Consider the following 19,079-nt stretch of genomic DNA (forward strand, 5'->3'; position numbering starts at 1 on the left):
TTTTAGCAAGCTCATCTACTAGTATTTAATCTTCAAATGTTCCTTTAACAACAGCTTGTTTATCCTGAACCATGACTTGTCCTAAAGCCATAACGGTATCAATTTCAAGCGAATCATCTAGTAATACAAGATCGGCATCCTGGCCTTCTCTAAGGAAGCCTTTTTGTTTCAATCCTAAAATTGTCGCTGGATTTTTCGTAATCACTTGTAGGGCTTGAGATAATTCAATGCCCTCATCCTTAACCGATTCAACAAAGGCTTCGTGAAGTGATTTTATTTTTCCGACTTTTAGTCCCACGAGCTCACCCTTATCGTTAAATTGTGGGAGGCTGCCTTGTGCATCGGATGTAAAGGTCATTTGTTCAAGTGGAACGCCTTCAACGAGCATACGTTTTAGGGCTTGGCTACTTTTAAGCGTTTGGTCGGTTGATCGGTTCGGTATCGTGCTGGTCGTAAAATCAATAAAACCACCTTTTTTAGCATACTTCAAGCCATCTTGGAAAAGGTCCTCGTTTCGATTAATATGGGTTGGGTGGAATTGCTCCACCGGGATATTGGTTTCTTCAGTGACTTGTTCAATGAGTTGCAAGCGATCAGAACCGTGCCCGACGTGAACATTAACGATTCCCTTTTTACCAGAAAGCATCCCGCCAATTCGGGCTTGTGATCCGATTTTAGCCAGCTCTTCAGCAGTTGGCTGTGATGATCGGTGGTCAGCTATCGCGATTTCACCCGCACCAATAATGACATCAATTAGCATAATATCGTCTTCTAATTTTCCCGTAAGCGTGCGGACAGGGACGTGGTAATTTCCTGTTAAGGCATAGCACGTGATCCCTTCTTCGCGTAAAGCCTTCGCTTTAGCGACCAGGTTGGTCATCGTCCGAGTGGTTCCGTCCGTTCCAATGACACCAACGACGGTTGTCACACCGCTTGTGGTCGCATCGGTTAGATTTAACTCAGGTGTACGGGTGTGAAAGCTTCCTTCACCGCCTCCACCTGTAATGTGGACGTGACCGTCGATGAATCCAGGTGTCACGATTTTTCCATTTGCGTCAATGGTGGGAACCCATTCGGGCATATCAATATGTTCTGATATTTTAGCAATCTTTTGGTCGGCGATTAATAAGTCCTTCGCACCTAAATATTCTGGTGCATAGGTTTCGGCGTTTTTGATGAGTGTAATCATAGGCGTTCCTCCTCAACAACTTAATACTCCTTCACGAGATCTTTAATCGTTTTCCCTTTTGGTAATGGTGATAAAGTTAAATAACCGTCTTCCCCGGGTTCTGCCGTCTTCTGGCAGCTTAGGTCGGGCTTGCCATTAATCAACATCATGCAGGTCGTACAAAGCCCAGTACGGCAGGAGTAACGATAGGCGATGCTTGAATCATGATGACGATAGATTTCTTCTAAAACATTTAAAACTGTCATATCAGGTCCATAATCCACCTCAAATTGGTCTGTTTGGTCATCGGTACGTTGAATTTTCACATGCAGTTTCATCTTATAGACCTCCTTTAACCGGTGCCGTGCGGATGTTGATTTGATTATCTGAGAAATTGACAAGTGTATGCTGTAGGCTCGATTCTTGCTCGGGATAGTCCGTATTATAATGTGCTCCGCGACTTTCTTTTCTAGCCGCAGCTGATCCGACAATCGCCTGGGCTGTACGAATCATGTGACCAGCTTCAATATAGTCTAAAACCTCTCTTGAATAGTAGGCTGTATTTGTTATTTTAACTTGGTTGAATTGTTTTTGGACTTCTTCAAGCTTGTTCTGTGCCTTTAGAAGGCCATCGTTATTACGAAGCACACCAGCATGTACACCTAGAATAGATTGAATGCGTTCCTTTAATTCATATGGTCGATATTCACCTTCAGCTGATGAAAGGATTTGTTTAAATTGTGCCTCAGTTTTTTCTAATACAGATGGGTCGACTTGCGGTACATCAGCTTCTTCCGCCAATTTAGCACCGTTTAGCCCGGCACGTGCCCCGAAGACAATACATTCGGATAAGGCATTATTTCCTAAACGGTTTCCACCGTGTAATCCACCTGACGTCTCACCTGCGACGAACAAACCTGGCACCTCAGATTCCGCCTCTTTATTTATTTTGACGCCACCCATCATAAAGTGGGCTGCAGGTCCAATTTCAGCACGACCCGTATTTAAATCTACACCACGGTCTCTACAGAGTTTATGCTCGTGTGGGAATTCTTTTTTAACTTGTTCGATTTCCTCCTGTGCATCGAGTAAAAGTCCGCCGTTTTCCGTTCCGCGTCCTTCTGCAATCTCGGTTGCGATCGCAATCGAGAGTTTATCCCTTGTCGCGTCTTCTAATGTATTAGGGGCGTATTTTTCCATAAAACGCTCACCAAGGTTATTGTATAGCTTGGAATAGTGATAGAAGCTAATGCAAAAGCCTGCAATAGAATGTGGTGCGACCATACTAACGGGGTAAAATTGGACTTGCTCCATATCGACTAACGTTGCGCCGGCGCCTAATCCGAGTGAAAATCCGTCACTGGTTGATTGTACGGGGTTACTCGTCGTAGGATAGAGTTGCCCAGCTCCACCAGTTGCTAAAATAGTCGCTTTACTTTGAATAAAATAGAGATGATTATCTGTTAGATCGAATACAATGGCGCCGACAACCCGTTCAGAGGATTTCACGAGTTCAAGCGTGATAACGTCGCTCCATGTGTGAATGTTTTCGTCTTTAGTCGCTTTTCGGCGAAGCGCGTGAAGTATGCCAAGTCCGGTTTTACCTTTTTTGGCACTAATAGAACGTGGAAGAGAGTGGCCAGATGTGTGAGAAACGGCAACTTCCTTGTTCTCATTCTTGTCTAGTTTGAGTCCCCATTCGATTAAATGATTTAGGCTAACATCTATCTCTTCGGCAAGGGTTTGGGTTAACTCTGGATCACTTAACCCGCGTCCACTTTCATTAATATCGTTTAAATAGCTGTCGATCCCATCGTCTTCGTGCGACCAGTCTCCTAAGCCGGCGATTTGAACAGCGCCAACAGAGGAGCCACTTCGTCCGACAGCTCCTTTATCTAAAACTAATACGTTTTTTTGTTGTTGTGCGGCGTAGGCTGCAGCTGAAAGACCTGCTGCGCCGGAACCGATGACAAGTACATCTGTATCAATCGTTTTCAATTGCAACACACTTTCTATTCTGTAATGTCTAATTATTTTTCTTTAATGATGTCTGCATTGTATTATACATTGACATTCTGCTGGTTAAAAGATTAATTAAGAAAATTAAGCAAGAAAATCTGTGGAACAGAATCACTATTCCACAGTGAATTTTATTAAAATATTTCAATAAAAAATTGCCAGAAGAAATAAAAGCTATATCCTAGTACGACTATCCCACTAGCAGCTATTAACCATTGAAGTGTTATTTTATTTAGTAATTTTCTTCCGATATGCAATAGGATAGCCAGTATGACGAACCATATTAATGAACCGATTAGTACAGCGATTGAAAATGGAACTGGGTTCTGGTTTGCAGCCATAACAGGTGTGATTAACCCGATCCACCAAACCACTGTAAATGGATTAAAGGTTGATATCTAGTGCCTTGTTTTATTTCTTCACCATTACTAGGACAGGTTGGAGAAGCAACGAATCCTAATAATAAACCGCTAAAAATTGTGCTGATCATGGTGTATCCCCCTTATCAGTTTTATAATTCTAAAACATTCGAAATAATGGGTTAAAAAAATTTACTTACCTCCCTTAGCTTGTTGAAAAAATTGAATAAGATCTTCTAAAGTATCAGGTTCGATCCAGCATTCAATCGTTTTTCCCTTTCGTTCCATCCGAATCAGACCTGATTGACGTAATTCTTTTAAATGATGAGAAATGGTTGATGGAGCAATACCTAACCCTTCTCCTAATTTACCGACACTAGCACGCATTTCTTTATCTGTGCTAAGTTCTCCCGGGAAACAATTCTTGGCTAGATATAAGAATATTTCAAGACGATGCTCATTAGATAAAGCTTTAAACATTTCACTAAATTGTTTTGAATAATCATTTTTATATTTCGACATATATCGAATTATAAAGGTTAATATTTATTCAGTCAAATTGCGTAAATTTTGCTAATAACCACTATAAAACAATCTAATACCATCATAGTTTAAAGAAAATTGGTCTATCGATTGATGATTGACACTCAATTAGCTATCCCCTAGAATGAAAAAAGCTTATTAGACGATAGGAGTGATGTCATTGAGTCAACAAACAAAAGTAGGTTTCTTATACCCAGGTTTTGCTGCGGAGGATGATTATCCGCGTTTGGGAGAAATGGTTGAACCTTCAGTTGATGTGAAGTTAATTCATACAGAATTTAATCAAGATGCCCATACAGTAGAGGCGTTAACTGAAATGGGAAGTATTCCGCGAATTTTAGAAGGGACGAAACACCTTAAAGGTACAGGCATTCAGTCCGTTTTATGGACATCAACAAGTGCGAGTTTTACGCTTGGGGTCGACGGTGTCAAAGAGCAAATTGCGGCGCTTGAAGAAGCTTTAAATGTACCAGCTTCTACGACAGCGATGGCTTTTGTACGTGCGGCTAAAACAATCGGGGTAAAACGTGTAGCGATTGCCGCGACATACCCTGAAGATATTGCGCTTTTGTTTAAAAAATTTCTAGAAAACTATGGAATTGAAGTCTTGCAGTATTCAAGCCAAGGAATTATTACAGCTGCAGAAGTTGGAACACTAGAAAAAGAGGAAGTTTTGAATCTAGCAAAAGAAAATGATTTGCCAGAGGCAGATGCATTATTTATCCCAGATACAGCATTGCATTCTGCTGAATGGATTGATGATATTGAAGCGGTAATTAAAAAGCCTGTCTTAACGGCTAATCAAGTAAGTTTTTGGGAGGCATTGAGGCTCACGGGCCAATTCAAACCGCAAAAAGGACTTGGTCAATTGTTTAGACAAGAGGCCCCATTAGAAGGAGGACAAACGGGTGATCATCAGAGCTAATAAAGGCCAAGTCAGTTATGGTGAGTCGATTGGAATTATGATGTTAGATACGTTTACCCCATTCATTCCAGGTGATGTGGGTAATGCGACCACTTATTCTTTCCCAGTCCGTTATCAAAGAGTAGAAGGACTTACATTTAATAGACTATTGTCAAAAGATCCTGCCGTAATAGATTCAATGCTTGATGCTGGACATAATTTAGTAAAAGAAGGTGTCCGGGCTATAACCGGAGATTGTGGCTATATGGGGATGTTTCAAAGAGAAATTGCTCAAGAGTTAAACGTTCCGGTATTTATGTCCAGTTTACTCCAGCTACCATTTATGTCGTCCATGATCGGTAAAGATGAAAAAATCGGTATTATTTGCAGTCATTCTAATCATTTTAATGAAGATTTAATCGATATGTTAGGGATTGATATAGATCTATCCCGACTTCGTGTGAGAGGTTTAGAGGATCGTGAAAACTTTGTCAAAGCTGCCCATGATGAAATCGGTGTTCTAGACCCAGAAGTGATTGAAGGTGAAGTAGTTTCTGCTGCTTCAGAACTGGTTCAAGAACATCCAGATGTCAAGGTGTTTCTACTAGAGTGTAGTAGCCTTCCACCATATTCAGCAGCTGTTCAAGAAGCGACACGATTACCGGTATTTGATTATATTACGATGATTAATTATGTGCATAGCACCGTGGTTCAAAAGCGTTATCACGGATTTATGTAAACCAAAGCTCCAGTTACGGCTGGAGTTTTTATTTTACCCTTAAAAAGTTAATTAACACAGTCAGAATAATACGCTATGATAATGTCCCCGATTAGACGTTGTTAATTGGGGATTTTTTAATACTTAGTTGTACATATGGCATGTTATGATGGACAATAGAATTATCATAACAAAGGAACAGAGGTCTAACATGCAGAAATTTTCACTCCGAACTAAAATATTATCTTTATTTATTTCAATTTTGTTGTTTGTCACTTTAATGATCACGGGGATTTATTCTTATGTTGAATGGAATCAGACGAAGGATTCAATCGGCCAACGTGCCCTTGATGTCGCAACGTCAATCTCCCTCATGCCTGAAGTGATCGATGCTTTTGAATTAGAGGAACCTTCTGAAGTCATTCAGCCGATTGCCGAAAGTATTAGAGAAAGGGTCGGAGCGGAATTTATCGTTGTGGGCAATCAGGATAGTATTCGTTACTCCCATCCTCAAGAGTTTAAAATCGGAAGAACGATGGTCGGTGGGGATAATGACCAAGCCCTTGTACATGGACAGTATTATAAGTCGGAAGCGGTTGGGTCACTAGGTCCCTCTTTAAGAGGTAAGGCGCCGATTATTAATGATCAAGGCGAAATTATCGGAATAGTTTCTGTTGGGTTCATGCTAGATGATATACGGGGCATGGTTTATGACCGGTTAATCGTCATATTTATAACCGCGTTAGTCGTGCTTGGACTCGGGATTGTCGGTGGTGTGTTTTTAACCCGGAGTATACGACGAGATATATTAGGGTTAGAGCCACATGAGATTGTTTCCTTTTACCGCGAACGTAAAGCGGTATTACGCTCCATAAAAGAAGGGATTATTGCGATAGATCAGGACGGGAAAATTACCATTTTGAATCACTCTGCACGCGAAATGCTTGGGTTAACAGAAGATGCCAAGTTTAAGCCCATTGATGAAGTGTTGCCTAATACGAATATGAAGCAGGTTTTAGAAAATGGCGAACCGAATGTAGATGATGAAATTATACTAAAAGACCGAGTCGTGATTGTAAACCGTACGCCAATTTATGAGAATGGTGAAGTTGCAGGGGTTGTCGCGAGTTTTAGGGATAAGACTGAGATTCAAGAGATGTTGAATACACTATCCGAAGTGAAAAGTTACTCAGAGGATTTACGAGCGCAAACGCATGAATATACGAATAAGCTGTATGTCATCTCAGGTTTATTGCAACTGGGTCATTATGATGAGGCTATTAGGTTGATTCAAGAGGAGTCGAATCAGCATAATTATCAAACTAAAACGCTATTTTCACATATTGAAGATCAAACCATACAAGCCATCTTATTAGGAAAGATTGGGAAGGCTTCAGAGAAAAAGGTTGAATTGAATATTGACGAGAATAGTTCATTATCGCCATTACCGAAGCATATCAACACATCAAAAATGATTACGATTTTAGGGAATTTATTGGATAATGCGATTGAAGCGGCTAGTGAATCTGACAATAATGAAGTGACGTTTTTTGCAACAGACTTAGGGAATGACATTATCTTAGAGGTTAGCGATCAGGGAACAGGCATTCCAAAAGAATTACAGCGTCACATTTTTGAAAAAGGTTTCTCAACGAAGGATGAAGATGACCGAGGATATGGCTTATCAATAGTTGATGAAGTCGTAAATGAATTAAGTGGCACCATCGAAGTACAAAGTGAAGTAGGTAAAGGGACTGTTTTTACGGTATATTTACCAAAACGGATGAATGAAGGTGAATAGAATGTTAAAAGTTGCCATAACTGAAGACGATTATCGTGTGGCTTCCATCCATGAAGGCTTTCTCGAACAAGTTGGAGGGTGTGAAGTTGTATTTAAGGCACTAAACGCAGAGGATACGTTAGACCAGCTTAAGAAGATTGAAGTTGATTTAATGTTACTCGATATTTATATGCCTGATCGCCTAGGTACTGAGATTATCGAAGAGATTAAGGCGATCAAGCCGGATATCGGGATTATCATGATTAGTGCTGGGACGGATAAACAAATTGTACAAGAAGCGTTAAAAAGAGGCGTTTTTGATTATATTATTAAACCTGTAACAATTGATCGTTTTAAAGATACGGTTAACAAGTATAAGCAGTTTCATGAAAAAATGAGTGAAAAAGAAGAAGTCGATCAAGCTTTATTAGATACATATTTTGGACGCAGCTTACCATCGGAACAAATAGAGGATACGCCTAAAGGGATTGACCCTTTGACGTTAAAAAAAGTAAAAGGCATTTTGCAAGAGGCATCATCGGGAATTACAGCAGATCAAATGGGGCAACAAATGGGGGCCTCCCGAACAACCGCTCGCAGATATTTAGAGCACCTCATTTCTGAAGGTGAATGTTTAGCTGAATTAGAATACGGCATTGTCGGAAGACCGGAACGTAAATATTACAAAAGCTAGGATCCTTATCAATAGGAACTAGCTTTTTTTATATGAACTTGGCCACTTAGAGGGTCAACTTGGACAATTAGAAAGTAAACTCGTACACTCAGAGGCCAATCTTGGCCACTTACTGGGGCAACTCGTACACTTAGAAGTCAAACTAGGACACTTACCCCTTTTTGTGAACAAAATGAACAAAATTATTTTAAGTTTCTTAATGCTGATTATTTTGAAAACGATTACATTTAAAATTTTATGAATTATAGTGATGAATAGTCACTCATTTATGACAATTTTAAGGCGAAATTGTTAAAACTTATTTAAATTAGGGGGATTTATCAATGAAGAAGCTATTAGCATTATCGATGTTTATCTTAATGTTATTGTTCCTAGCTGCTTGTGGTGGCGATGATACGTCATCAGAAGGTGACAACGCTGGGGAAGATGACACATCATCTGAGGAAAGCTCCGGTGATGAAAGCTCAAGCGAAGGTGATGGAGAATGGGCACCTAGTGAGTCAATTGAAATTGTTGCGCCAGCGGGTGCTGGTGGTGGCTGGGATACCACAGCTCGTATGTCAGCACAGGTGTTAAATGAAGAAGGAATCATTGAGCAAGATATGGGTGTTGTTAACAAAGAAGGTGCCGGTGGTGCAGTAGGTTGGGCTTATATGGCAGAACAAGCAGGAAGTAATCACAACCTATTCGTTTCATCTTCTCCGATTCTATTAGTACCATTAAATGGTCAATCAGAATACGGTCATGAGGACTTCACACCGATTGCGAACGTTATTGCAGACTATGGTGCGTTTGCTGTTCGTGATGATGCGGAGTGGGATAACTTAAATGAATTATTTGAAGATATGAAGGAAGATCCACAAAGTGTAACAGTTGTTGGTACTTCTTCTCCTGGTAGTATGGACCACATTCAGTTCGTACGTTTTGCTAAGGCAGCAGGTGTGGACATTACAAAAATCAAATATGTATCTGCACCAGATGCAGGTGGTATTACACAGCTTCTAAATGGTAGTGCAGATGTCTTCTCAACAGGTGTTGCAGAAGTCGTAGAACAAGCTAGAGCAGGTGAGATTAGAGTACTAGCTGTAACATCTGAAGAACGCTTAGAAGGCGAAACATTATCAACATTCCCAACTGCTATGGAGCAGGGAATTGACGAATCATTTATTAACTGGAGAGGTTTCTTCGGTCCAAAAGATATGGACCCAGCTGCAGTTGAATATTATGAAGCAAAATTTAAAGAGTTAAGCGACTCTGGCGCCTTCGCTGATGTTCGCTCTAACTATGGTTGGAACGAAATGTTCATGGGCAGCGAAGAATATCAAGAGTTCTTAGATCAAGAAAAAGAAGCGTTAAAAGGCTTACTTGATGAACTTGGTTTGACAGCAGAATAAGTTCACTTCAGAAGTCAACGGGCTTTCCGTTGACTTCTGAATGTTTTATGGAAGGAGTGAATACGGATGCTGCAAGGTGTGAATCGAAAAATTGGTTTAATTTTAGCCATCCTAACAGCTGGCTATCTATATATGAGTTATCAACTACCGACTTACCCATATATACCGGTCGATGCTGATGCGATTCCGAAAACATTAGGATGGTTATTATTAGTACTATCAATCGCATTATTTTTTGCTAAGGATCAAGATACAGAAGAACAAAAAGCGAAGCGTCGTATACCGAAAAAAGATACACTGGCGTTACTGGGTGTATTTTTGCTGGCATTTATTTATATTACGTTTTTCCAAACGGTCGGTTTTATCATTATGACGGCCTTATTTGTTTACTTTTGTTCATGGTTTTTAGGTTATAAAAATCACATTGTTAATGCGATTGTATCGATTGCTTTTCCAGTCGCGTTGTATAGCATTTTTGTCTACATGCTTCAAATTAGACTACCACAAGGAATTTTACCGTTTTAAGAGAGGAGGGGAAGCATGGGATCGATTGAAGGAATTTTAACAGGTTTTCAAGTGGCCTTTAGTATAGAAGGTGTTCTATTCGTTCTATTAGGTGTATTTGTTGGTACGTTCATTGGTATGTTACCTGGGCTAGGTCCGATTAGCGCTATTGCGATTATGATTCCGATCACCTATGGAATGGAGCCGACACTAGCACTTGTCATGATGGCGGGTGTCTATTACGGTGCTGTATTTGGGGGTTCAACCTCTTCTATTTTGCTTAACGCGCCAGGTATTTCAGGTACGGTTGCATCCTCGTTTGATGGATATCCAATGGCGCAACAAGGCAAAGCGGGTAAAGCCTTAGCCATAGCGGCACTATCCTCATTTGCCGGGGGAACAGTCAGTGTTGTCTTATTAATGATATTTGCGCCAATGCTAGCCAATGTCGCTATTTCGTTTGGACCACCTGCTTACTTTGCATTGATGTTACTCGGTTTAACAGCGATTGCAAGTCTATCAGAAGGCTCAACCATTAAAGCACTAATTTCTGCTGTGGTTGGTTTTATGGTTGCAACAATTGGGATTGACCCACAGACAGGTACAGCTCGATTTACGTTTGGTAGTACCAACTTACTTGATGGAATCGACTTTTTAGTTATTGCCTTAGGGTTATTTGCGATTGCTGAGGTATGTTATCTCGTTATGAACCGTCATAAATCTTTAGGAGGTTCAGGAAAGGATATCGGAAGCCTTAAGCTATCTAAAGAAGATGCTAAGGAAATGAGCGGACCTATTGGGAGACACTCGATTCTCGGTTTCATACTAGGTATTTTGCCAGGTGCGGGTGCCACGATTGCATCATTTATTAGTTATATTACCGAAAAAAGAATCTCGAAAAATCCTGATAAATTTGGTAAAGGGTATGTCAAAGGGCTTGCAGCTCCAGAGACATCAAATAATGCGGCGACGAGTGGTGCGTTTGTGCCGTTACTAAGTCTAGGTATTCCTGGATCCGGTACAACTGCGGTCATGCTAGGCGCCTTTCTCGTGTTAGGTTTACAGCCTGGACCAATGTTAATGGGTGATGAACCAGAGGTGTTCTGGGGTATCATTGCCAGTATGTATATCGGAAATATCTTTTTATTAATTTTAAATCTACCGTTAATCCCGTATATTGCTAGAATCTTAACTATCCCACGCCCACTATTAATCTCATTAGTGATCATGTTTAGTTTAATAGGGGTTTATGCTATTAGTTTTAGTGTCTTTGACTTGTATTTACTATTAGCCTTTGGTGTACTAGGGTTCTTAATGCGAATGTTTGCTTTTCCAGCACCACCGTTTATTCTAGCCTTTATCCTAGGTGGTATGATGGAACAGTCCTTTAGACAGTCGATGACGATTTCCGATGGTAATATTTCCATTTTCTTTGAAAGCAATATTTCACTTGTATTAATCATCTTATCCGCGCTTTCACTGTCCTTCCCAATATTAAAAAATATATGGGCGAAGAAAAAAGCATAAAAATGAACAAGACACTAATAGTTTTGGGCTTAATGACTGGCTTAATCTTTTGGATAGGCCAGTCAAATTGGCTTGAATTATTTTCTGCGCAACAACAGATGACGCTACTCGTATTAATCGTAGCGATTTATCTATGGACTGCTTCCCCTATACCAGCTGGGCCTGCTAGTTTTTTAGTTCTCGCACTCATGATTGGTTTGGGGATAGTCGAAAGCTCGGAGATGGCATTTAGAGGTTTTCTAACGGAAGCTTTATACTTTATTTTATTATTATCATTGATCAGTCAAGTTTTAGTCAAAATCGGGTTTGACCGAACCGTAGCTGAGTGGTTTCAGCGTGTGAGTCGAGGACGAATTAAACGGCTCATAGTGGGATTGCCATTATTATTGTTGTTAATGCCGATTATTCTACCGTCAGCGATGGCAAGATATAAAATTCTGTACCCCTTAATTTCTAAAATAAATGATTTGTATGGATACAGCCATCAGAGTTTATTTAAAAAGTTCGGTCTATATGTCATCAGCTTTTTTAATCAAAAAGCAACCCTCATCATTTTTACTGGTGGCGGCTTTTCAGTGATTGCTTATCAGCTGATGGTTGAATACGGCGTTGGACAATTAAGATGGATAGAATGGTTCACCCTTATGGCACCGCCTTTATGGCTAGCAATGCTATTATCAGCCGCCGTGGTCTGGGTTTATTTAAAATGGCGGACCGTTGAACCTGTTGCAAATGTACAGCATAGCGAAGGAAAAGATGTTGAAGCGGACATAGAGGCGAAACATCATCAGTATTGGCTGGCAGTTATAGCATTTGGTGTCATGATTTTAACTTGGATACTAACGGACCCTAGCGTTTTTCCGATTATTTTACCGCCTATGTTGTTGGTCGTGTTTTATGCATTACCTCAAGTCGGGTTGGTTAATAATCAATTAATTCGTAGTTTTGATTGGGAAAGTTTTCTACTATTAGGGACATCATTCTCATTAGGGATGTTGATGGCAGATAATGGGACAGCACAAGTCATCGCTGAAGCATTAGTTGAGTTTTTACCAGGTCATGATCAAAGAGTACTTATTGTGATAAGTCTAGTCTGTTTTATTTGGATGATGCGATTTATGTTCACAAACTCTTCTTCAGCTATTGCCGTCGTGTTTCCAATCTTCATTTCATATGCGGAACTCGTTAATATTTCACCGATTGCCTTATCCTTGCTTGTCATCATGGTGATTGGCGGTACGTTAATCATTCCAATTCATTCACCGTCGACTTTTTATGCTAGTCAAGAAGGTATTATATCAAGAAAAGAGCAGTTCGTGATTGGATTTATATCGAGTTTAATTGTTTCTATTGTTGCCGTTCTAGCTGTATTTCTATATTGGTAAACTGAACTCCCTAAGTCTAAATGGCTTAAGGAGTTTTTCTTTTTGAAACCATTTTTTACTAACATTCGTAAAACATATAGAATGAAATTTAAGGGGGGAGTATGTATGAACCAAGTTGCATTGGAATTAAAAGAAGTTAAGAAAAGTATCGGCAAGAAAGAAATTATTAAAGGACTAAATCTTCAAGTCAATCAGGGTGAAGTTTATGGTTTTATTGGTCCTAATGGTGCCGGCAAAACGACAACTATTCGAATGATTGTCGGATTGATGAAGATTGGTAGTGGGGATGTCCGAATTCTCGGAGAAAGTATTCAATCCAATTATAAGGAAGCTGCAAAGAATATTGGAGCGATTGTTGAAAATCCGGAATTATATCCGTTTATGACAGGATGGCAAAACCTACTACACTTCGCTCGTATGTATCAGGGTATTTCGAAAAAACGTATTAAAGAAGTTGTTTCATTAGTTGGATTAGAGAAAGTGATCGATGACAAGGTGGGTAAATATTCACTTGGAATGAGGCAACGACTTGGTATAGCGCAAGCCATTTTACATAACCCGGCAGTCCTTATTTTGGACGAGCCGACAAATGGGCTTGATCCAGCTGGTATTCGTGAGATTCGTGAATACATACGTCAATTAGCTATTCAAGAAAATGTCGCTGTCATTATTTCAAGTCACCTTTTATCAGAAATTGAACTAATGTGTGATCGTATTGGAATTATTCAAAATGGTGAATTAATCACAGAACGGTATGTAAACGATGAAGCGGATCAAACAGAGGCGAAAAATAAAGTTGTTTTTGAAGTAGGACAGGCTGAACAAGCAGCTAATATTTTGAAGGATAAGGACTTGAGCTTCGAGCGTGATGGAGATCAAATCATGGTTAATTTAAGTCGACAAGAGATCCCGGGCATCGTCAAAGCATTAGTTGAACATAACATTTCCGTTTATTGTGTAACAGAAACGAAAACAACGTTAGAGGATCAATTCTTAGAAGTGACGGGAGGGAACGTCATTGAGTAAATTTCTAAAGCTAATATACAACGAATTGTATAAAATATATGTGCGTCAATCGACTTGGGTTATGTATATTTTATTGGCATTAATTGTGCTTGGTGGAGCTATATTAACAACTACGTTCGATGATATCACAACTGAATACTCCGATAATTGGCGAGAAGAGCTAACGCAAGAGAATGAAAAGCTTCTAAATCAAAATACTGAAATGGCTGAAAATAGTGGACCAGAATTTACTGTTGAATATAACTCAGGTGAGATTGCGAAGAATAATTATTATCTTGAACATGATATTAGACCACTGAACTACGGTGCATGGCAATATGTCCAAGAAAATGCTGGTCTATTATCGTTTGTCAGCTTGTTTACGATCATCATTGGAGCAAGTGTCGTAGCTAGTGAGTTTAAATGGGGGACGATTAAACTCTTATTAATAAGGCCGATTTCACGGACGATGATTCTATTAAGCAAGTTTAGTGCTGTGCTAGTTTTTGCCTTGTTTTCATTAGTGTTTGTGATGTTGAGCTCGTTATTAATAGGTGGCATTTTCTTTGGATTTGAAGGCATTAATCCACACATTGTATTAGAGAAAACAGAAGGATTTACTTATGTCCCACTTATTGGAGAAACCCTATCAGCATATGGCTATAACATTATCAATTTAGTGATGATGACGACGTTTGCATTTATGATCTCGACCATCTTTAGAAACAGTTCGCTTGCGATAGGTTTAGGTATTTTCCTTATGATGGGTGGTAGTATGGTTGTTGGCATTTTCCGAGACTATGATTGGGCAAAATATATCCTATTTGCTAATACAGATTTAAAACAGTATGAAACCGGCAATGTTTTAATGGAAGGTATGACTCTCGGCTTTTCGATTACCATCTTGATTGTTTACTTTATCGTATTTATATCCTTATCGTGGGTGTTTTTCAACAAACGCGATGTGGCCGGTCAATAGAAACATGGATCCCTTATTGGTGTAAGGGATCCATATATTTTTGAGTGATTAAAGCTCTATACTTGGTCCAAAGAATTCATAGTGTATTTGTTGCTCGGGTACCTTCCAAGCAATCAGTGCTTGTTTAAGGTTTCTCATAAAGCCCTCTGTCCCACAGAAATAGAATTCACAATCTTGGTTATCAAGGATTTCATTTAACCAAGGCAGGTCGATATAACCTTCTTTATTATATACATCTTGCTCTGTTGGATGGCTATAGCAAACAAATGATTGAATCAATATACGTTAGAGGATTTAATTGTGAATAAAGAAGAACTCAGAGATCTCATTCAAATATAGTATAACTCCCAGTTATAGCCTGTCCGCTCAACTGGGAGTTTCTTTGTGTGATTTATTTTAAAGAACGTTTATATAAGGTTATACTATTTTCCTAACCATTCATCCACAGTGTCACGGTTTTCTTCAATCCATTCAGCTGCAGAATCTTCGAATGATTTATCATTTTCTTGATACGCATTCATCATTTCTTCTAAATCAGATACTTCAATACTCCACTCAGATAAAATATCATATACTTCTGGGTGCTTATCCTCTAGACCCTTATAAGAGAGTACATAAACATTATCATATTTGAAGTGTTCTTGTGTGTCTTCTAAGAATTTTAAATCATACTTCGCAAACATGGAGTGCGGGCGCCAACCTGTAATAATAAACGGCTCTTCGTTTTTGAATTTATTTTCCATGACACCCATCATAGCTGCTTCACTAGAAGGGACAAGCTCATATCCATCTAAGTTGTAATTTTCATCTTGCATGACTTCTTTTGATATACTAACAATTCCAGCCCCTTCACCGATCGTTAAGACTTCGCCATCAAACTTATCAGCCTGACCTGCTAAGTCGTCAATCGTTTCAGCATCAACATATTCAGGTACGACCCAACCTAATGGAACTTCTTCATAGCTTGTTGCTACCTTTTGTAGGTCACCTTTATATTTTTCCCATAAAGCTTCTTCGGTGTACGGTAACCAAGCATCCATGAAGATATCGATTTCCTCAGTTTTTAAACCTTCCCAAATAATAGGTTGGTCTAATAATTTGATTTCAACTTCGTAACCAGCTTCTTCTAAAATTTGTTTAGCAATTTGTGTTGGAGCTTTAGTACTTGTCCATGTTGTTTGACCGAAAACAATCGTCTCTTTTTCTTTTGTTTCGTTTTCTAATTCTCCATTTTCTGAGTCTTCATTTTGTGAACCGCAAGCTGCTAGAACTAAAACGGTCACGAACATAAATGTTGTTAAAAACTTCTTCATACGTTATAAAACTTCCTTCCCTTGTTGTACAATCTTTTTATATTTTTCTCTTAATGTTTCTGGTGTAAATTGTAGAGAATCCACTTGGTCGGCTTTCCAATAATCATGTTGATCTCCCTTTATCTTTTTCACCATGTTAGCGGTATTGTAGACTTTTAAGTTATAAACCCAATTAGCCATGTTGACCATCGCGGACATATGTGCACCTTCGTTAGAAGCATCACATATATCGTGTATAAGGTGAATGTTGTAATCTCTAAAGTACGCATCAAACACGGATGTCATTAAACAACCATCTGTTACAACACCACCAATCATAAGATCTGTGACGCCTAAATTTCTTAGAATTAAATCTAAACTTGTTTCATGAAAGGCACTCCAGCGATATTTATCAATTATAATGTCACTAGAATCGGGTTTAATATCATTAAATATCTCGACTTGATCCGTATTTGTATTGTAGAAATAGGGAGTCCCATCGTTATTTAAAGGTTCTCCTATTGATAGTCCAATACCATCTGCTCTGTTAATTTGCCGTGTATAAATAACGGGTATATTAGACGCTTTACAAGTTTCGATTAGTTGTTTTGAGTTTTGAATAACTGAATTCATGTTATTGAGACCAAAATTAGATTCTTTTTGTAAATCAATTAACACTAAAGCTGTCTGACTCTTTTGCATGTTAAGATCCCCTTTTTATTTATCCTTTGGAAGGAGATTAAAAATCTCTCTAGACTCAAGTGTGTTAGCTAACCGCATAATCCAATCTAGGTAATCCTTTGCGCCCGAGATTAATTCTAAATCCCGATTGGCAGTCCGACCTGCTTCATCACTGTCAGGATCATTCGCTATTTCTTGAATAACGGGTTCCGTTTGGTCAATGGCTTTTGTGATGAGGCTACGCTCAAGTCGGATCATTTTCACAAAAAAGTTAAGGAAATTCTTTAAGAAATCTTTTTCAGCGATAAAATGATCTTTTCTTTCCCCTTTTTTCCAGACCTTCGTGACCATCTCGGTCTCCATGAGTTCACGTATGCCATTACTGACACTCGCCTTACTCATAGCAACTTGATCCTTAATATCATCTAGCGTTAAGGGTTCATCCGAAAAGTAGAGAACCCCATAGATTCGACCCACTGATGGAGTAACACCGTAGATCACCATGGATTGCGCGATTGCACTAACAATCACATCCTGTGACTCTTGCAGTTTCTCTTTGTGGTCTGATTCCGACAAATCATTACCCCCTTTATATAATTATTTTTGTTTGTTTAATTTATATTATACATTTTATACTATTTAAATTATATGTCAAATGGGAACAATTTATTGTTTGGGATTAGTGGTTTTACACAGATGAATAGAGGTCTAAGTTTATATGGTGGGGTTGTGAAATAAACAAAAATTATCCCCAGTGAGATTCTTTACTGGGGATAATCAATTTATTATGGTTAGTGCGAGGCTTTTACGTAGTCTCTACTAATTCGTTTTCAACATCTTCAATCGCTTTAACTGTATTAGTATATAAAGTACTATTGTCTATAATCTCAAATATTGGTTTTGCCCTATTAAACATTTCTAAAGCTTCAATAAGTCGACCACTCTTTTTATTTGCAATACCCATTACAAAATAGAGTTGTCCAAACCCATAAAACGATTGTTGTTTTTTACATTGTAATATTCCATCTTCAGCATATTTTATAGCTCTTTCGTAGTCTTCATTTAACAAGTTTGTTCTGGCTAGGTTATAATGCACCATTATAATTAAACTTTTATCATATAGATAGGGTAATTTTTTTATATACGAATCGGCTTCTTTATAATATTTAATTGCTTGATTATACTCTTCTATATCGACGTAAACGTTCGCTTTATTAATTAATATTTGTATTTCTCTTTCTGATCGCACCTTGCTACTGGTATTGAATAAAGCTAATGCCTCATCCAATAATTTTAATGCAGTTGGGAAATCTCTACCTAGAAATCTTTTACAAAGTGATTTATGCCAAAGTATAAACTGTTTAAATTTTTTATTTTCCATTAATGGCGTTTTTTCTTCACGTATTATTAATTGATTTAGAGCGTCATAATCATCTCGTTCAACTAATTCACGTGCTAATAATTCTACTTCTAATGAATAATCTATTCTGCTATTATAAGAAGAGTCATAGAAATAATTAATGTCTACCCCAAGTCTTTCGGCTATTTGAAATAGAATATCTGCTGCAATAGCTAGCGAACCGTTTTCAATTTTACTAATATAAGCTTGTGTACATATGCCTTCACATAATTCATTTTGGGTTATTTTGAAATATCTTCTTAATTCATAAATTCTTTTTCCTATCTCTTCTCTAGTATTCAATATGAATTACCTCCTAAAGATACAAATATTCCAATGTTTATATTTTTTGAGGAATTTGAAGAAAATCGAAGAAAAAGTAGATCTAATTGCTTGTAATTGGCTGTCATCGTAAATATCCTTAATTTGAATTTCTGTTACTATTTTAGTATAAGTCATTTGGGACAAGGAGGTGAAACAAATGAAGAAGCTATTAGGTATTGCTGTCATCACTGCACTAATCGTTGGGTTCTCTCTAAACGTAAGTGCGGGTGACCTTAACGAGCAAGCATTTGACGTAGAACTTCAAGGTATTGGCAAGGACAGATATGATCCAGGTTCTCTAGACTAATACCAAGATTCACTTAACTTAATAAGCATTTCCTTATAAGTCGTCCATATTTATTCGTCCATAATTTTATAGCTACCAAAAATACTATTTTTGGTAG

The 19,079-nt window shown here is 38.5% G+C and carries 21 protein-coding genes; 11 read left to right on the forward strand and 10 right to left on the reverse strand.

All coding sequences use genetic code 11. The annotated features are described in order from the left end of the window. Positions 1-25 precede the first annotated feature (25 nt). The 6 genes from iadA to BLP77_RS01410 all read right to left on the reverse strand — a co-directional run bounded on the left by iadA (position 26) and on the right by BLP77_RS01410 (position 4,068). The gene (iadA, locus tag BLP77_RS01395; RefSeq protein ID WP_093855313.1) at positions 26-1,189 is read right to left on the reverse strand and encodes a beta-aspartyl-peptidase; all 1,164 of its coding nucleotides are present in this window, start codon (positions 1,187-1,189) and stop codon (positions 26-28) included. Positions 1,190-1,209: 20 nt separating this feature from the next. Beyond that, positions 1,210-1,506 carry a 2Fe-2S iron-sulfur cluster-binding protein gene (locus tag BLP77_RS01400; RefSeq protein ID WP_093855314.1) on the reverse strand — a complete coding sequence of 99 codons (297 nt, stop codon included), beginning with the start codon at positions 1,504-1,506 and terminating at the stop codon, positions 1,210-1,212. Between the two features lies 1 nt (position 1,507). Further along, a complete protein-coding gene (locus tag BLP77_RS01405; protein ID WP_143001382.1) occupies positions 1,508-3,166 on the reverse strand; it encodes an FAD-dependent oxidoreductase in 1,659 nt (552 codons plus the stop codon). A 155-nt stretch (positions 3,167-3,321) separates the two neighbouring features. Continuing rightward, positions 3,322-3,528, reverse strand: a complete 207-nt coding sequence (locus tag BLP77_RS15730) for a DUF3810 domain-containing protein (protein ID WP_147034616.1) — start codon at positions 3,526-3,528, stop codon at positions 3,322-3,324. 11 nt (positions 3,529-3,539) lie between these two features. Further along, the gene (locus BLP77_RS15735) at positions 3,540-3,677 is read right to left on the reverse strand and encodes a hypothetical protein (RefSeq protein WP_176752918.1); all 138 of its coding nucleotides are present in this window, start codon (positions 3,675-3,677) and stop codon (positions 3,540-3,542) included. 61 nt (positions 3,678-3,738) lie between these two features. Then, positions 3,739-4,068: an ArsR/SmtB family transcription factor gene (locus tag BLP77_RS01410; protein WP_093855316.1), complete on the reverse strand. Its 330-nt coding sequence runs from the start codon at positions 4,066-4,068 to the stop codon at positions 3,739-3,741. A gap of 181 nt (positions 4,069-4,249) precedes the next feature. Here BLP77_RS01410 and BLP77_RS01415 point away from each other — a divergent pair, with 181 nt between their 5' ends. The 10 genes from BLP77_RS01415 (at position 4,250) to BLP77_RS01460 (ending at position 14,979) form a co-directional block, all read left to right on the forward strand. Next, a complete protein-coding gene (locus BLP77_RS01415) occupies positions 4,250-5,014 on the forward strand; it encodes a maleate cis-trans isomerase family protein (RefSeq protein ID WP_218118843.1) in 765 nt (254 codons plus the stop codon). After that, positions 4,998-5,732, forward strand: coding sequence for an aspartate/glutamate racemase family protein (locus BLP77_RS01420; protein ID WP_093855318.1), 735 nt, complete (start codon positions 4,998-5,000; stop codon positions 5,730-5,732). Before BLP77_RS01415 ends, BLP77_RS01420 begins: the two co-directional genes overlap by 17 nt. A 190-nt stretch (positions 5,733-5,922) precedes the next feature. Beyond that, entirely contained in the window at positions 5,923-7,512 is a 1,590-nt protein-coding gene (locus tag BLP77_RS01425) for an ATP-binding protein (RefSeq protein WP_093855319.1), read from the forward strand. A 1-nt stretch (position 7,513) separates the two neighbouring features. Next, a complete protein-coding gene (locus BLP77_RS01430; protein ID WP_093855320.1) occupies positions 7,514-8,185 on the forward strand; it encodes a response regulator in 672 nt (223 codons plus the stop codon). A gap of 323 nt (positions 8,186-8,508) precedes the next feature. Then, positions 8,509-9,579: a tripartite tricarboxylate transporter substrate binding protein gene (locus BLP77_RS01435; RefSeq protein WP_093855321.1), complete on the forward strand. Its 1,071-nt coding sequence runs from the start codon at positions 8,509-8,511 to the stop codon at positions 9,577-9,579. A 66-nt stretch (positions 9,580-9,645) separates the two neighbouring features. Beyond that, positions 9,646-10,104, forward strand: coding sequence for a tripartite tricarboxylate transporter TctB family protein (locus BLP77_RS01440; protein ID WP_093855322.1), 459 nt, complete (start codon positions 9,646-9,648; stop codon positions 10,102-10,104). A 15-nt stretch (positions 10,105-10,119) separates the two neighbouring features. Continuing rightward, positions 10,120-11,610 carry a tripartite tricarboxylate transporter permease gene (locus BLP77_RS01445; RefSeq protein WP_093855323.1) on the forward strand — a complete coding sequence of 497 codons (1,491 nt, stop codon included), beginning with the start codon at positions 10,120-10,122 and terminating at the stop codon, positions 11,608-11,610. A 2-nt stretch (positions 11,611-11,612) separates the two neighbouring features. After that, the gene (locus BLP77_RS01450) at positions 11,613-12,995 is read left to right on the forward strand and encodes an SLC13 family permease (protein WP_176752919.1); all 1,383 of its coding nucleotides are present in this window, start codon (positions 11,613-11,615) and stop codon (positions 12,993-12,995) included. 105 nt (positions 12,996-13,100) lie between these two features. Next, positions 13,101-14,021, forward strand: coding sequence for an ABC transporter ATP-binding protein (locus BLP77_RS01455; RefSeq protein ID WP_093855325.1), 921 nt, complete (start codon positions 13,101-13,103; stop codon positions 14,019-14,021). Next, a complete protein-coding gene (locus tag BLP77_RS01460; protein WP_093855326.1) occupies positions 14,014-14,979 on the forward strand; it encodes an ABC transporter permease in 966 nt (321 codons plus the stop codon). The genes BLP77_RS01455 and BLP77_RS01460 overlap by 8 nt, the downstream gene beginning before the upstream one ends. Positions 14,980-15,401: 422 nt before the next feature. Here the strand turns inward: BLP77_RS01460 and BLP77_RS01465 are convergent, their stop codons facing one another. The 4 genes from BLP77_RS01465 to BLP77_RS01480 form a co-directional block, all read right to left on the reverse strand. Beyond that, entirely contained in the window at positions 15,402-16,292 is an 891-nt protein-coding gene (locus BLP77_RS01465) for a glycine betaine ABC transporter substrate-binding protein (RefSeq protein WP_093855327.1), read from the reverse strand. Between the two features lie 3 nt (positions 16,293-16,295). After that, positions 16,296-16,973 carry a cysteine hydrolase family protein gene (locus BLP77_RS01470; RefSeq protein ID WP_093855328.1) on the reverse strand — a complete coding sequence of 226 codons (678 nt, stop codon included), beginning with the start codon at positions 16,971-16,973 and terminating at the stop codon, positions 16,296-16,298. A 15-nt stretch (positions 16,974-16,988) separates the two neighbouring features. Further along, positions 16,989-17,528 carry a GbsR/MarR family transcriptional regulator gene (locus BLP77_RS01475; protein WP_093855329.1) on the reverse strand — a complete coding sequence of 180 codons (540 nt, stop codon included), beginning with the start codon at positions 17,526-17,528 and terminating at the stop codon, positions 16,989-16,991. A gap of 229 nt (positions 17,529-17,757) precedes the next feature. Beyond that, positions 17,758-18,654, reverse strand: a complete 897-nt coding sequence (locus BLP77_RS01480; protein ID WP_093855330.1) for a helix-turn-helix domain-containing protein — start codon at positions 18,652-18,654, stop codon at positions 17,758-17,760. Between the two features lie 178 nt (positions 18,655-18,832). Here BLP77_RS01480 and BLP77_RS15740 point away from each other — a divergent pair, with 178 nt between their 5' ends. After that, on the forward strand, positions 18,833-18,982 hold the full coding sequence (locus BLP77_RS15740; protein WP_176752920.1) for a hypothetical protein: 150 nt from the start codon (positions 18,833-18,835) through the stop codon (positions 18,980-18,982). Positions 18,983-19,079 lie beyond the last annotated feature (97 nt).

This window comes from Tenuibacillus multivorans (assembly GCF_900103915.1).
GTDB lineage: Bacteria > Bacillota > Bacilli > Bacillales > Alkalibacillaceae > Tenuibacillus > Tenuibacillus multivorans.

Coding starts and splice junctions, on each gene's coding strand:
- BLP77_RS01470 (WP_093855328.1), bottom strand. CDS start 16,973: ATGCAAAAGAGTCAGACAGCTTTAGTGTTAATTGATTTACAAAAAGAA.
- BLP77_RS01430 (WP_093855320.1), top strand. CDS start 7,514: ATGTTAAAAGTTGCCATAACTGAAGACGATTATCGTGTGGCTTCCATC.
- BLP77_RS01440 (WP_093855322.1), top strand. CDS start 9,646: ATGCTGCAAGGTGTGAATCGAAAAATTGGTTTAATTTTAGCCATCCTA.
- BLP77_RS01445 (WP_093855323.1), top strand. CDS start 10,120: ATGGGATCGATTGAAGGAATTTTAACAGGTTTTCAAGTGGCCTTTAGT.
- BLP77_RS01400 (WP_093855314.1), bottom strand. CDS start 1,506: ATGAAACTGCATGTGAAAATTCAACGTACCGATGACCAAACAGACCAA.
- BLP77_RS15740 (WP_176752920.1), top strand. CDS start 18,833: ATGAAGAAGCTATTAGGTATTGCTGTCATCACTGCACTAATCGTTGGG.
- BLP77_RS01455 (WP_093855325.1), top strand. CDS start 13,101: ATGAACCAAGTTGCATTGGAATTAAAAGAAGTTAAGAAAAGTATCGGC.
- BLP77_RS15735 (WP_176752918.1), bottom strand. CDS start 3,677: ATGATCAGCACAATTTTTAGCGGTTTATTATTAGGATTCGTTGCTTCT.
- BLP77_RS01425 (WP_093855319.1), top strand. CDS start 5,923: ATGCAGAAATTTTCACTCCGAACTAAAATATTATCTTTATTTATTTCA.
- BLP77_RS01410 (WP_093855316.1), bottom strand. CDS start 4,068: ATGTCGAAATATAAAAATGATTATTCAAAACAATTTAGTGAAATGTTT.
- BLP77_RS01450 (WP_176752919.1), top strand. CDS start 11,613: ATGAACAAGACACTAATAGTTTTGGGCTTAATGACTGGCTTAATCTTT.
- iadA (WP_093855313.1), bottom strand. CDS start 1,189: ATGATTACACTCATCAAAAACGCCGAAACCTATGCACCAGAATATTTA.
- BLP77_RS15730 (WP_147034616.1), bottom strand. CDS start 3,528: ATGGCTGCAAACCAGAACCCAGTTCCATTTTCAATCGCTGTACTAATC.
- BLP77_RS01465 (WP_093855327.1), bottom strand. CDS start 16,292: ATGAAGAAGTTTTTAACAACATTTATGTTCGTGACCGTTTTAGTTCTA.
- BLP77_RS01435 (WP_093855321.1), top strand. CDS start 8,509: ATGAAGAAGCTATTAGCATTATCGATGTTTATCTTAATGTTATTGTTC.